Source organism: Lysinibacter sp. HNR (assembly GCF_029760935.1).
GTDB lineage: Bacteria > Actinomycetota > Actinomycetes > Actinomycetales > Microbacteriaceae > HNR.
The window spans coordinates 655,947-668,725 of the sequence record NZ_CP121684.1 but is presented as its reverse complement, the minus strand read 5'-3'; the positions used below and the strand labels follow the sequence as shown (position 1 = coordinate 668,725).

15 protein-coding genes and 1 tRNA gene are annotated in these 12,779 nt (G+C 53.1%); all 16 read right to left on the bottom strand.

Annotation, left to right across the window (positions count from 1 at the left end; all coding sequences use genetic code 11):
* Positions 1–26: 26 nt before the first annotated feature.
* The 16 genes from FrondiHNR_RS02900 to FrondiHNR_RS02825 all read right to left on the bottom strand — a co-directional run bounded on the left by FrondiHNR_RS02900 (position 27) and on the right by FrondiHNR_RS02825 (position 12,778).
* Complete coding sequence (locus tag FrondiHNR_RS02900; RefSeq protein WP_279353745.1) at positions 27–995, bottom strand: carbohydrate ABC transporter permease; 969 nt, start codon at positions 993–995, stop codon at positions 27–29.
* Entirely contained in the window at positions 992–1,882 is an 891-nt protein-coding gene (locus FrondiHNR_RS02895; RefSeq protein ID WP_279353744.1) for a sugar ABC transporter permease, read from the bottom strand. Before FrondiHNR_RS02895 ends, FrondiHNR_RS02900 begins: the two co-directional genes overlap by 4 nt.
* 14 nt (positions 1,883–1,896) lie before the next feature.
* On the bottom strand, positions 1,897–3,180 hold the full coding sequence (locus FrondiHNR_RS02890; RefSeq protein WP_279353743.1) for an extracellular solute-binding protein: 1,284 nt from the start codon (positions 3,178–3,180) through the stop codon (positions 1,897–1,899).
* A 202-nt stretch (positions 3,181–3,382) separates the two neighbouring features.
* Positions 3,383–6,490: a GH92 family glycosyl hydrolase gene (locus tag FrondiHNR_RS02885; protein WP_279353742.1), complete on the bottom strand. Its 3,108-nt coding sequence runs from the start codon at positions 6,488–6,490 to the stop codon at positions 3,383–3,385.
* A 515-nt stretch (positions 6,491–7,005) separates the two neighbouring features.
* Positions 7,006–7,551, bottom strand: a complete 546-nt coding sequence (locus FrondiHNR_RS02880; protein ID WP_279353741.1) for a tetratricopeptide repeat protein — start codon at positions 7,549–7,551, stop codon at positions 7,006–7,008.
* A 93-nt stretch (positions 7,552–7,644) separates the two neighbouring features.
* A complete protein-coding gene (locus FrondiHNR_RS02875; RefSeq protein WP_279353740.1) occupies positions 7,645–8,061 on the bottom strand; it encodes a hypothetical protein in 417 nt (138 codons plus the stop codon).
* The gene (locus tag FrondiHNR_RS02870; RefSeq protein WP_279353739.1) at positions 8,058–8,762 is read right to left on the bottom strand and encodes a hypothetical protein; all 705 of its coding nucleotides are present in this window, start codon (positions 8,760–8,762) and stop codon (positions 8,058–8,060) included. The genes FrondiHNR_RS02875 and FrondiHNR_RS02870 overlap by 4 nt, the downstream gene beginning before the upstream one ends.
* A gap of 3 nt (positions 8,763–8,765) precedes the next feature.
* Complete coding sequence (locus tag FrondiHNR_RS02865; protein ID WP_279353738.1) at positions 8,766–8,915, bottom strand: hypothetical protein; 150 nt, start codon at positions 8,913–8,915, stop codon at positions 8,766–8,768.
* 111 nt (positions 8,916–9,026) lie between these two features.
* On the bottom strand, positions 9,027–9,242 hold the full coding sequence (locus FrondiHNR_RS02860) for a hypothetical protein (protein ID WP_279353737.1): 216 nt from the start codon (positions 9,240–9,242) through the stop codon (positions 9,027–9,029).
* Between the two features lie 27 nt (positions 9,243–9,269).
* Complete coding sequence (locus FrondiHNR_RS02855; RefSeq protein WP_279353736.1) at positions 9,270–9,440, bottom strand: hypothetical protein; 171 nt, start codon at positions 9,438–9,440, stop codon at positions 9,270–9,272.
* Positions 9,441–9,629, bottom strand: coding sequence for a hypothetical protein (locus FrondiHNR_RS02850; protein ID WP_279353735.1), 189 nt, complete (start codon positions 9,627–9,629; stop codon positions 9,441–9,443).
* Entirely contained in the window at positions 9,630–9,845 is a 216-nt protein-coding gene (locus FrondiHNR_RS02845; RefSeq protein ID WP_279353734.1) for a hypothetical protein, read from the bottom strand.
* A complete protein-coding gene (locus FrondiHNR_RS02840) occupies positions 9,846–10,016 on the bottom strand; it encodes a hypothetical protein (protein WP_279353733.1) in 171 nt (56 codons plus the stop codon).
* Entirely contained in the window at positions 10,017–10,142 is a 126-nt protein-coding gene (locus FrondiHNR_RS02835; RefSeq protein ID WP_279353732.1) for a hypothetical protein, read from the bottom strand.
* Between the two features lie 1,545 nt (positions 10,143–11,687).
* A tRNA-Gln gene (locus FrondiHNR_RS02830) sits at positions 11,688–11,762 on the bottom strand.
* 56 nt (positions 11,763–11,818) lie between these two features.
* Positions 11,819–12,778 carry an NAD(P)/FAD-dependent oxidoreductase gene (locus tag FrondiHNR_RS02825; protein ID WP_279353731.1) on the bottom strand — a complete coding sequence of 320 codons (960 nt, stop codon included), beginning with the start codon at positions 12,776–12,778 and terminating at the stop codon, positions 11,819–11,821.
* Position 12,779: the final 1 nt, after the last annotated feature.

Below are 12,779 nucleotides of genomic sequence, written 5' to 3'. Positions count from 1 at the left end.
TCCTCGCTTTCTTTTTAGTGTGGGCGTCAGCCCTTGACGCCGCCCTCTTCAACTCCGCGGAAAAAATATCTTTGCAATGCGGCGAAGAAGATAGCTATGGGGATAAAGGCAATCATCGTCCCCGCAGCGATGAGCCGTTGATCGTTAGAAAAGGTTCCAGACAGGTATTGCAGACCAATCGTCAACGTAAAGTTGTCCGGTGTAGTGAGGACGATCAGCGGCCAAAGGAAGTCGTCCCAGGCTCCAATGAAGGAGAAAATCGCCACGACCGCGATCGTTCCGCGCACACTTGGAAGACCAACGTGGATAAGCCGCTGCCACGCGTTGGCTCCATCCATGACGGCGGCCTGATCAATTTCTTCTGGCACCATTCGAAAAGCGTTGTACATCAGCAAAATATTGAGCGCCGCTACCATCCCGGGAAGGGCAACACCCAGCAGGGTGTCCGCAAGACCAAGATCACGAATCGTGACAAATTGCGAGACGATTGTGGCTTCGGCAGGCAGGATCAATGTTGCCAAGATCAGCCCGAGCAAAAACTTGCGCCCCCTCCATCTGAGCCGCGCAATCGCAAAACCCGCGATGGTTGAGAAAAAAACGTTACCGCCCACCGCAAACGCGGCAACAATAAGTGAGTTAACAATGTATTTCAGAACGGGTATCGCATCCAGCACCCGGGTATAGTTATTGATCGTCGGATCACTGGGAATAAAGCTGAGCGTCCCCGTGTAAATATCTTCGGCCGGGCCCTTGAGCGAGGTGGACAGCTGCCATAGAAAAGGCCCAATTGTGATGAAGAGCACAAATGCCAAGAGCACATACCGAAAGATTTTCTGCACCGGCGTTATTGTGCCGAAGGAGCGATGTTTGCGCCCCGTGCGTCGCGTGCCGTGCAGGTCTTGTTGACTGTCCTGGACACGCGTGTTCTGCTGATCGCTGAAACTCTGTGAGACGCTGAAATCTTGCGCACCGTTGAAACTTTGCCTGTTACTCATGCGTTTGCCTTAGAGTTAATCCGCGCAAGAACAATCATGGGGACGAGGGTGAGGAAAAAAAGCACAATGCTCAGCGTGGTTGCGTAGCCGAGGTCTCCATAAAACCCTCGGGCGTACTGCTGAATCAACATCACAATTGTGGAGCCCTGACCGCCGGGACCCCCCTTGCCTCCAGTCAGGATAAAGACCTCCGAAAAAACCCGAAGGGAGGAGATACACACCAGAATCGCGATGAGGGTCATCACGTTTCGCACTCCGGGAATAGTCACGCTCCAAAAGCGCCGTACTGCCCCCGCACCGTCCATTGCTGCGGCTTCATGCAGATCTTTACTCACGTTACCTAGCGCAGCCAAATAGATAATCATGTAGTAACCGAGCCCCTTCCAAATTGTGAGGCTTGTTGCACTGATGATCACCAGCCAGCGGTCGGTGAGGAAGGGCAGCGGTTCCTGCACAATCTGGAGGGTGGTTGCCAGATTGTTAATGATCCCCCGGTCGTCAAGCATCCACATCCAGATGAGACCAACCACAACGGCAGAGGCAATCACGGGTGTGTAAAAGGCCGTTCGGAAAAACCCGATAAAACGTATTTGCTTTTCGACAAGGAGAGCGATGAGGAGGGGAAGGATGGTGAGCAAGGGAAGGCAGATGAGCATATAGACCACGCTGTTAAGAATCGCGTTCCATACGAGTTCGTCGCTCATCATGTCGATAAAGTTCTGGAAACCGACAAACTTCACCTCGTCCCCCGGGCCGGTGAGCGGTTTCTCATTTGTAAAAGCCAGGCGAATGGTGTTTAGTGATGGCCAAACATTAAACACCATCAGCCAGATGAATGCCGGGGCTATCAGGAGCCATGGCGTCCAAGCGCGAGTTATCTTATTCATACTGACAGCGGTACTTATTGACGCTCGAGTTGCTTGTTCATGTTTTCAACGGCCCGATCGAGAGCCTGCTGAGAGGTAACATCGCCGCGGATTGCCAAGGCAACCTGCTGATCGAAGTAGTCGGTCATTGCGGGGGTAACCTCGTAGGGTGTGAGGACTTTTGCCGAGGCAAGCGAATCGAAGGCTAGTGCGCGCGCATCCCCCTCGACGGTTCCGTCACTCTCCGAAAAATACGGGTCTTCCTTTGATTCAAGAGTGGAGGGAAAAACGTTCACAAGATGACCAAAAGCGTTCTGGTTCTCCGCGTTGGTCACCCACTCGGCCAGGGCGATGGCCGCGGGAAGATTCTTCGAGTTCTTAGAAACGCTCATTCCCTGGACCCACAGCGGAGGAGAGTTAAGGGCCTTACTCACTACAACTTTACCTTCAAGCGAAGGATTATCCGTAACAAAGTCGGTGTGGGCGGTTGCACCGCCGGTGGTCCACGACACTTGGTTCTGGGTAAACAGCTTGCTATTGCCTAAGTAGTCGTTGTTAAGCACGGTTGAGGGCACCAGCCCGTCAGCGTAGGCCTCTCGATACTGGTCAAGGAGAGCCGCAGCCTCCGAAGTATTGAAAATAAACTCGGTTCCCTCCTTGTTAAATACCGGAATACCCTCAAGAACGATGTCGCTGAGACCAGGTTTACGACTCATCAGGCTCTTATCCGAGCAGGCCTCCTTCATGATCTTCGCCTGCGTAAAAAGTTCCTGCTGGGTGGCGGGAGGGTTGGTTGAATCAAGACCGCACGCATCCAAATCTGCACTGTTCCACCAGCTCAAATCCGTATTGAGGTACCAGGGATAACCGTAAACCCCATCAAGCCCCGCAAAACGATAGGCGTCAACGCTACCTTCCACATACGTTTGAGAGAGGTCTCCATGAGCTGAAACGTCCTCAAGGAGCCCCTTCTGGGCGAGAGGAAGAGCAAAATCGGGCGGAAGGTTAAGAACGTCGGGAAGATCATTGGACGCTGCCTGCGTAAGAACCTTTTCAGAGTAACCGTCACTCGGCTGGTCAAGAAGCTTGACTTTGATTCCAGGATTTTCTTTTTCGAAAGACTCAATCACACCGTTGAGGTAGTCAGTGAATTTAGGGGTGAGTGACCAGGTCTGCAGGGTGAGGGTTGATCCGTCATTGGAGCCACCGTCTCCGCCAGACGAACAGGCGGAAACCGCAAAAACGAGTGCGACTCCGGCCGCCCCTATAGTAACAAGCCGTCTGGACGCTTTTAGCGCTATGCCCGTTTTGGTTTTCATGAGAACTCCTTTGTTGAAGGGAACTAAACCGATATAGTTGTTCTAACAGAGCAGCAGACAGTTGTCAAGATGATTACCTCACAGCAACACCAACTAACCCCTGAAAAACCGCTTTTATCGACTTTAAGAACACCCTGTACCTATCCAGGTAAGACGTTTTTTACCCAAAAACGACGTTGCAGCAAATACCAGCAGAGGACTGTTACAACTCAAAAATCTCAAACTGTCTTATAAAAATCTCCGAGGTCGCAACAAGACGAATCGATGAACAAGCCTGGGTAACCACACAAGAAAACGGACGCGTCTGCCGCTTCCACTCGAAAATTTCTAGACGACGCTCATCACAAGTGATCCAGTCTCCACTCTCGTCTCGTACTTCCAGCAACCAAGATGCCTGTGCCGCTTCTTCAAGCGTAAGCGTATACAGGGTAGGAAGCGCAGTATGGTGAAGAGGAAATTCAATCGACTCTCCCGGCGCAAGAAATGTGGTGTTTTCTCCACTGTTATCTGTCGCAGAGAGGCCAGACCGAGTGAGATCGCGGAGAGGAGTCGTCACACCAAATTCCTCAGAGAAGGAGGGAGGGCGGGCATGAGAGGCCCACCCGAGTGGTTTCGAAGAAAGCTCAAACTCAATAACAGCACCCTCTTTGACGTGTTCGTAATCAATAGAGATACTGTTCCACGGAACACCGTCAACTGTAACGGCACGAACGTACCTCCCGAGGCCACCCTCTCCGTCGAGAGGATCACCAGCAGCCGCCTCCTCCGCGACCCTCACCTCAAGAACTCCGCCCGAGGCAAGTTGTATGCGCGTTCGAGGAAGCATCGGGGGAACCAAAATAAAATTGCCACTTCCCGGAACGAGAGGGTACAGTCCAATAGCGGTAAAGAAATGCCACCCCGACATCTCCCCGTTATCCTCATCCCCCGGAAATCCCTGCCCAAAATCGCTACCGATAAAAAGGCGATCACGAGCTTCCGTCACGATTCTGTGTGCATCATCGTGTCGACCTGTAAAGCAGTACATGAAGGGGATATGGTGGGCAGGTTGGTTGGATAGCCCAAGCATTCCCATACGAACGTCACGAGCTTCCGTCATTTCGTGGATTACAAAACCGTAAGAGCCGCAAAACTCTTCGGCCCCCGTCTCCTTCTGCGTAAAAAACTCATCAAGTTTTTGAGCAAGTGCATCCTCTCCGCCGTAGAGGGCGGCAAGTCCCGCACCATCGTGAGGAACCGTAAACGCCGCGCCCCATGCGTTTGTTTCGGTGTAGTCATATCCCCATACGCGGGGATCAAAAGTCTTATCGGGGTGACGCCAATTTCCTTCAAAGTCCCTGCCCATAAAAAACTTTGTTTCGGGGTGGAAAATTTCCTGGTACGCTAAAGCTCTCGCAGCAAAGTAACGTTCCTCATCATGGAGACGTGCGCGTATGAATTCATTCTCTTCGCCGGAAGCCAGTTGCCTAGCCATCCGGGCAATAGCCGAATCGTTAATCGCGTTATCGTGTGTCCAGGACATCCCTTCGGGGGTATCCATGCTGGTATAACCGTAAAAAATACCGCGAGCTAAGCCTTTACGCCCCAGTCCAGGGTTAAACGAGGGAACCGTTGCGTTCTTAAGGGCGGAGCGGTATGCGTCCCACATCTCAAACCCGGGAGTCTGCATAGCGGCCAAACCGGCAAAAACCGTATCACTCGATGTCCCCGTCATCAGGTCGATAGCCCCGGGAGCGCTCCATCTGCTGACAAAACCTCCATCACGAAAATGTTCAACAAATCCATTTGCAAGCTCGGCGGCCTTTACCGGAGAGAGCAGGGCCAGCGCAGGCCAACAGGTACGGTAGGTATCCCAAAAGCCGTTGTTTGCGGAAAAGAAACCGTTTTTCACCTCACCGTTGAAGGGGCTCCGATACGTGATACCACCGTCAACCCCCTTTTCAGAGTGATAGTTGGGATAGAGGAAAAGCCGGTAGAGATCGGAGTAAAGGGCCGTATGCTGATCAGTCCGGGCACCGGTAAAAGTAACCTTTCCCAACATTTCCTGCCACTCACCCACACTATTCTTGTGTAAAGCGTCGAAACTCGACACACTGTCACGGTGCGCCTGTGCTTCTTCATGTCCCAGGGTAGACACACCGATAACGACCTCAACAAGAGGGTTTTCCGCAACAGCAATCTCGACCGATCCGCGGAGGAGACCATCGTGAGACACTGATAAATTATCATTGCGAACGCTCCCCCTCGCTTCAAGGGCAATGTAGTGTTGCGGGGCATCCTCCCTGTCGTTGAGGAGGCAGGAGACCCACAATCGCGAAACCGTACGTTGAATCTTGACTTGTGAGACGGTTCCAAGATGGTCAAAGATAATGGACCCCTCGGGTCCGGAGAAGTGAAACCGCATACTAATAGCGTTTCGAGCGGCGGTCATCTCTGCAGTAACTCCACCATCAAGCTGAACCGTATATCGATCAGCCCGGTCAATCTCTCCCGTCAAACGATCAAAGCCGAGCGCACGCTCAACACGACCCGTTTTCGGTTGGGCCAGCGGGCTGGGCATAACCTCAAAAACACCTCGATCCCCAATCCACGGACTAGGTAAATGCGAGGTGGCAAACGCTTGAATAGCGGGCCGATTATCGCTCCGCCTGTTATGAGAAAGATACGAATACGGCCACGACCCCGAGGACGCATCCGTCATGGGAAGCCCAAATACTGCCCCGTGCGGTGAGGCAACTAGCGGAGCAGTATTACCCCGAGAAAAACGATCGGTAGAGTGGGAACCCCGTGTGGTTCGTACAGCTTCAAGCGGATCTGCATCTTTTGTTTGGGCAGCGACAATCGTCGGTTCATCGAGAAATCCTTCAGCAGTGGCCCCATCAGCACCCAAAAACCGAGCCACAACTTCATGCACCGTTTTTCCCGCAACCGCGTTAAGCTCTATCCGACGCAAATTCCATTGGTCAATCCAAAACATTTTTGCTGCGCCCTGCTTCTCCGGTGTGAGGGGAGTATCGTATTGGTCAACCGCGTAATCCGAAAGCCATGTTCCATCATTAAAAAGAAGATCAAGAGCAAACGCGGTTGCTGCGTATCGGGTAGAAGCATGTTTTCCTGAAACAGGGAAGTAAACGTAGCGGAACTCCTCGTTCACCCTCACCACACGGCCCTCAATTTCAGAAGCTCTCACCCGAAGTACATGAGGTGATCGCCTCCACGTCAGTCTCCACGGCTGTTTTGACCATGCGCCAAAGCCCTTACGCGATGTAAGAGCAAAAGACGGCCCAGCGCTGCGCTCAATCGTTCCCATGTGCCCTCCTAAGCATATGAGTGACTACACTACTTGATTATTGCCAGGTATCGTTAGCCCTCGTGCTGTGAGTAAGGTACTGTTCCCGGGCGACCCAGGGATTTTCCCTGACGAACCGTCCTGTTAGACCGTTTTTCATGGTCAAGAATCTCGCTCTCGTCGGGTTTATTGTCTCGGCCGCCTCAAAGAATACGAAGTGAGCAGCAAACCGCTACTCCCGGTCAGAAATAAGGGGCTGGTTGTAAAGGGCTAAGGATATAAAGCAGTTCACGGTTGAAAGCATAGACTCGATACCCTGCCCTCTGCATCCGTATCGCTAAATGCGCTCTCACCGAGAGTGCAGCATACAGACCGTTCGAGGAGCGGAGGGGCGGACACGTTCAACTTTAGGGCTCGGATCAGATGCGTACGAAATTCGGTGGAAACTTCATCCTGAATAACAGCGTTCTCGTTGTGATGGAACAATTTTTCGAGTCAATTAAACCTCTATTACCACCCCTACACAGATACTTTTCTCACCCTTCCGAGGCAAGCGAGGGTTGAAGCTCAAGCGCTTTGTCCCGAGCTTCTTGAGCTTTATTTTGGTTTCCCTCGGCTGCGTAAAGCTGAGAAAGATGATAGTAAGCGGTTGAAGCTTGGTCATCCAGACCCACGATCTTTTCATACATCGAGATTGCCTCTTGAGGATTGCTCTCCTCAACTATGATGGCCTTGTTGTACAGCGCTGGTGTGTAGTCTGGGTTCGTTTCAAGAGCTTGGTCATAATAAGAAAGCGCTTGGTTATTGTTCCCTTTGCTTTGCTCAAGAACACCAAGGTCGTAGAGAACAAAATAGTTTCCAGGATCTAAAGCAAGAACATTTTTAAACGTACTTTCAGCCTCAGATATTTTATTAGCATTGGCTTCTGCAATACCGATATTAATTAATTCGTTCACAGCGTCACGTTCAGCCGAGGCAGAAGCGCTAGGCTCAGCTTCGGGTTCTGCAGGAGTGCTACAGGCACTCAGACCCAGAATGAACACAAGAGGAAGAACCACACCCCAAACTTTTCGTATCTTCATAGTTATTGCTCCTTCTTGATATATCTCATTCTCTTCTTGTCTCAAATAATTTGAAGATCGTATAAACAGCTAGTTGTTTACGGATTTCAAAACCTAGAACTTTATTACGCTCACCCAGGCCTGCCCGAGTGACGCTGTATTGAAATCGGACTGGGCCGAGATAGCCGCCGTAGCATTCACATAATTAATGCGTAATGCCACGGTGACGCTGCTCCCTGAAGCAACGGTAATAGATGCGTTCGCGGAGTTGTTCGGTATACCGTCAAAGTTGGTAGCGTTACCTGCCGAACTCTGACCTCCCTGTCCAAAGTACGAGCTGGTTCCAATATTATAGAAACCGCTGTACACACGAGCCTGACCGACTGACAAGTTACTAGGGTTTAGTCCACCAACGGATCCTTCCAGATAAAAAGTCCCCGGCCCGGTTAGAGTAATTGTTCCCCCGGAATTTGCAACATTACCAGTAACCGTATTGCTTTCTGTCGCGTTAAACGCAACATTAGTATTCACTGCTGCTGAACCTGTTGTATTAAGGTAAAACTTTGCAAATCCAGTGGCTGAACCTTGAGCGCCTTGAGTTCCCTGAGAGCCTTGAGCTCCCTGAGCACCTTGAGCACCCTGAACACCTTGAGGCCCTGCTGAACCAGCAGCACCCTGAGCTCCCTGAGAGCCAGTGACACCGGCAGCGCCCTGTGTCCCCTGGGAACCAGTAGCACCCAATAGACCCTGAGGACCAGTAGCACCCGCCGCACCCTGGGTGCCTTGGAAGCCCTGCGGACCAGTAGCACCCGCAGCACCCTGAGCACCAGTAGCACCCGTAGCACCCTGCGCACCACTCTGACCCTGAAGACCCTGAGTACCAGTAGCACCCGCAGCACCCTGCGCACCCGCAGCACCCTGAGCGCCACTCTGACCCTGAGCCCCAGCCGAACCCTGGACACCTTGATTACCTTGGAAACCCTGCGCGCCAGTTGAACCCTGGGAACCTTGCGCACCCTGAGCACCAGTTGAACCCTGGGAACCTTGCGCACCCTGAGCACCCTGGAAACCTTGATTACCCTGGGAACCTTGCGCACCGGTCGAACCTTGCGCACCGGTCGAACCTTGCGCACCAGTTGAACCTTGCGCACCAGTTGAACCTTGCGCACCGGTTGATCCCTGAGCACCGGTCGAACCCTGGAAGCCTTGATCACCCTGGAAACCCTGAGCACCAGTCAGACCTTGAACACCCTGCGCACCGGTTGAACCCTGAGCACCAGTCGAACCCTGAGCACCAGTCGAACCCTGCGCACCAGTCGAACCCTGCGCACCGGTTGAACCCTGAGCACCAGTCGAACCCTGAGCACCAGTCGAACCCTGCGCACCAGTCAGACCTTGAACACCCTGAGCGCCCTGAGCACCGGTCGAACCCTGAGCACCAGTCGAACCCTGAGCACCAGTCGAACCCTGAGCACCAGTCGAACCCTGAGCACCAGTCAGACCTTGAACACCCTGAGCGCCCTGAGCACCGGTCGAACCCTGCGCACCAGTTGAACCCTGAGCACCGGTCGAACCTTGCGCACCAGTTGAACCCTGCGCACCAGTTGAACCCTGAACACCCTGAGCACCATCCTGACCAGCAGCACCCTGAGCACCATCAACACCCGCCGCACCCTGAACACCAGCCTGACCAGCGGCACCCTGAGCACCATCTATACCAGCGGCACCCTGAACACCATCTATACCAGCAGCACCCTGATCACCCTGGAAACCCTGTGGACCAACAGCACCATCCTGACCAGCAGCACCCTGAGCACCAGTCGAACCCTGAGCACCATCAACACCCGCCGCACCCTGAGCACCAGCCGAACCCTGAACACCAGCCTGACCAGCGGCACCCTGAGCACCATCTATACCAGCAGCACCCTGATCACCCTGGAAACCCTGGAAGCCCTGTGGACCAACAGCACCATCCTGACCAGCAGCACCCTGAGCACCAGTCGAACCCTGAGCACCATCCTGACCAGCAGCACCCTGAGCACCATCAACACCAGCCGCACCCTGAACACCAGCCTGACCAGCGGCACCCTGAGCACCATCTATACCAGCAGCACCCTGATCACCCTGGAAACCCTGGAAGCCCTGTGGACCAACAGCACCATCCTGACCAGCCGAACCCTGCGCACCAGTCGAACCCTGAGCACCATCAACACCCGCCGCACCCTGAGCACCATCCTGACCAGCCGAACCCTGAGCACCATCAACACCAGCCGCACCCTGAGCACCATCCTGACCAGCGGCACCCTGAGCACCATCTATACCAGCAGCACCCTGATCACCCTGGAAACCCTGTGGACCAACAGCACCATCCTGACCAGCAGCACCCTGAGCACCAGTCGAACCCTGAGCACCATCAACACCCGCCGCACCCTGAGCACCAGCCGAACCCTGAACACCAGCCTGACCAGCAGCACCCTGAGCACCATCTATACCAGCAGCACCCTGATCACCCTGGAAACCCTGTGGACCAACAGCACCATCAACACCCGCCACACCCTGAACCCCAGTCGAACCCTGGGAACCTTGCGCACCCGCTGAACCCTGAGCACCATCTATACCCGCAGCACCCTGAGCACCATCAACACCCGCCACGCCCTGAGCACCATCAACACCAGCCGCACCATCTATACCAGCGGCACCTTGATCACCTTGGAAACCCTGTGGACCAACAGCACCATCCTGACCAGCCGCACCCTGAGGTCCATTAGCACCAGTACCGCCGAGTGCTCCCTGAACGCCAGCAACACCCCTAGCACCTTCGAGCCCCTGCGCCCCTTGAAAGCCTTGTGCCCCAGCCAAACCTTGGAGGCCTTCTCTACCTAAAAGGCCTGCAACTCCTTGAGGCCCCACAGCTCCCTGAGAACCTGTTGCACCTTGACTGCCTTGGGTACCAATGGCAGAGGCGGGCCCTCCCGAAGAGCCTTGGTTAGTCAGAGAGGGGAAACAAAATTGTTGAGAGCCAGGTCCACGTAACCCCTGAGGCCCAGCGTCATAAGCTGCATTGAGAATCACCCCGGAAGAAACGTACTCACAGGTGTTACCGCTGGGCATTTGTCCCTGCGGTCCTAGGCTTATGAGTGAAAGAGTAGATTGAGAGGCCGTTATTTCCGCTGTCTGTTCTACTGCCGGGAGGGAAAAAGGAAGCTGATAGAGGCTGATTGCTGATACAAAACCGAACGAAATAAGATTCCGAGCGCTGCGTGGGAAACCAGGCATTGGATTCATAGCCAGCTCCTTAAAATCGAGGGGTTAGATGAGTTCAGCAAATTTTTGCAACATGTCTCTGTTGCAAAAATGTATGTTCATTTTTTATAAATGCTTTAAATGATGTTACGAGAGATAATATATATTGCTCAAGCAGAAAGCAATTTTTTCTAATCAAGTTTGATCTTACAATGCATTTTAGTACAATTACTTAAATATAAAATACAATTAGCTTTAATAGCTTTATGTGAATTTTTCGAATCAAACAAAAACGTTGCGGTTCCAGTAGGGGTAGGGCAGCGACCGTGCTGCCCTACCCCTACTGGAGGGTATAGCAATAGGAATCGATTCCGAAGCTCAAATCCCCATCGCGCAATACCTCTTCAAACACACTCGCGCGGAATAAGCCCAGACCCCTACGAACGCCAAGAATACCTCCACACAATAAAGGCAGAATTTGAGCAGGAGAGGACACTGCATCAGCTACGTACACCGCGCACTCATAGCGCCAATAGAGCAACATAAGTTCGGTCTCCATGATCGTGGATGCGCCCTCCCGGAGTGCTTGACATAATACTCAACGACCAAATCGTCGATCAGCAACCGGGAATAATATGGAAGCTAGTATTCAAAGAACCACCCGTAAAGGACGCACACCCCCACGGGAGACGGGAAAGCAACACCTGGCGGTTAACCGGTGCGTCTGAGCTAGGTAATGCACCTCACGAGAGATCCCAAACCAGGAAGGCTTCGACCACCCCATCAGTATCACCCTAGAGAGCTACCGTGTTGCTCAGGTTATCCCAACCCCTCACGGACACCAAAGAAGACAAAATTTCCAACCGAATCTTGCCGAATTCTATTCGCAGATGAGCTTTTTGGAATGAGCCTAATGGCTGGGGTACCTGGACTCGAACCAAGAACAAATGAACCAGAATCATCCGTGTTGCCAATTACACCATACCCCACCGGTTCAAAACGAGTTCCGAACCAAGTAACAACTTTAGTATAGCTGATACTTAAATCACAAGTCGGCGCGAATTAGAGCCATGTTCATCTTATTGGAGACACGCACCCCGTCCCCGCAGGCTATCATCAGTTGTTCGGGCCCGGGAGGCGTTACATCTCCCGCAGCGTATATGCCTGGAACGCTCGTCTCCCCTTGAGAATCCACAAGCAGCAAACCCCATTCATTGCGCGCTAGATTATGCTCCGAGAGATAGTCAACGGATGCATTCCAGCGAGGGCGCACAAAACCACCAACCGCGGGAACAACCCGACCATCCGCTAAACGCACACCGATCATGTCCGCGTTTTCTCCCACAACATCATCTAGAGCACCACGCTCAACCGTAACTCCCAGACCCTCTAAAATACTCTGCTCACTAGGGGTGATGGTGTCTGCTCCGTTCGTAAAAACCGTAAGGTTGCGTGAGAACTGCGTGATCAGGAGGGTGCGGTCAAAGACATCGGTGGTCTCACCGATCATCACAAGCGGCTTATCGCTCTTTTCAAAACCGTCGCATTCTACACAGCTATGCAACGCGGTTCCGTAATAAGCCCGGATCGTGGGCAGAGGCGGCAACTCTTCAACAAGACCGGCCGCCACCAATACAAGCCTGGCAGTGATCGAAACATCCGAGGTGTTGCGAATACCGTGAGCCTCAATCTGGAAACCGCTGTGACGTCCCTCTAATGATGGAAGCGGCACTATTGAGTGAACAAGAGCCTGAGCAAACGTGGCATTCTCGTATCCTTCAAACTCCTCACGCCCTAGCTGACGAAAAACCAGTGGTGGGGCACCATCCCGGGTAAGAAAACCGTGTGAGCGCAGTGTGGCAGCGTGACGCGGACGGTTGCTATCCACAATAATTACGCGGCGGTTAGCCCGCACGAGATTAAGACCAGCGGCTAATCCCGCAGCCCCTCCCCCAATGATAAGAACATCAAAATCACACGAATCTGTTACAGCCTTTGCTGTCATG

Excerpts from the sequence above, each read along its gene's own strand:
- FrondiHNR_RS02845 (WP_279353734.1), bottom strand. The coding sequence starts at position 9,845 with ATGGTGCTCAGGGTGCCGCTGGTCAGGATGGTGCTCAGGGTGCGGCTG.
- FrondiHNR_RS02885 (WP_279353742.1), bottom strand. The coding sequence starts at position 6,490 with ATGGGAACGATTGAGCGCAGCGCTGGGCCGTCTTTTGCTCTTACATCG.
- FrondiHNR_RS02880 (WP_279353741.1), bottom strand. The coding sequence starts at position 7,551 with ATGAAGATACGAAAAGTTTGGGGTGTGGTTCTTCCTCTTGTGTTCATT.
- FrondiHNR_RS02825 (WP_279353731.1), bottom strand. The coding sequence starts at position 12,778 with ATGACAGCAAAGGCTGTAACAGATTCGTGTGATTTTGATGTTCTTATC.
- FrondiHNR_RS02890 (WP_279353743.1), bottom strand. The coding sequence starts at position 3,180 with ATGAAAACCAAAACGGGCATAGCGCTAAAAGCGTCCAGACGGCTTGTT.
- FrondiHNR_RS02840 (WP_279353733.1), bottom strand. The coding sequence starts at position 10,016 with ATGGTGCTCAGGGTGCTGCTGGTCAGGCTGGTGTTCAGGGTTCGGCTG.
- FrondiHNR_RS02850 (WP_279353735.1), bottom strand. The coding sequence starts at position 9,629 with ATGGTGCTCAGGGTGCCGCTGGTCAGGCTGGTGTTCAGGGTGCGGCTG.
- FrondiHNR_RS02835 (WP_279353732.1), bottom strand. The coding sequence starts at position 10,142 with ATGGTGCTCAGGGTTCAGCGGGTGCGCAAGGTTCCCAGGGTTCGACTG.
- FrondiHNR_RS02860 (WP_279353737.1), bottom strand. The coding sequence starts at position 9,242 with ATGGTGCTCAGGGTGCCGCTGGTCAGGCTGGTGTTCAGGGTGCGGCGG.
- FrondiHNR_RS02855 (WP_279353736.1), bottom strand. The coding sequence starts at position 9,440 with ATGGTGCTCAGGGTGCCGCTGGTCAGGCTGGTGTTCAGGGTTCGGCTG.
- FrondiHNR_RS02900 (WP_279353745.1), bottom strand. The coding sequence starts at position 995 with ATGAGTAACAGGCAAAGTTTCAACGGTGCGCAAGATTTCAGCGTCTCA.
- FrondiHNR_RS02895 (WP_279353744.1), bottom strand. The coding sequence starts at position 1,882 with ATGAATAAGATAACTCGCGCTTGGACGCCATGGCTCCTGATAGCCCCG.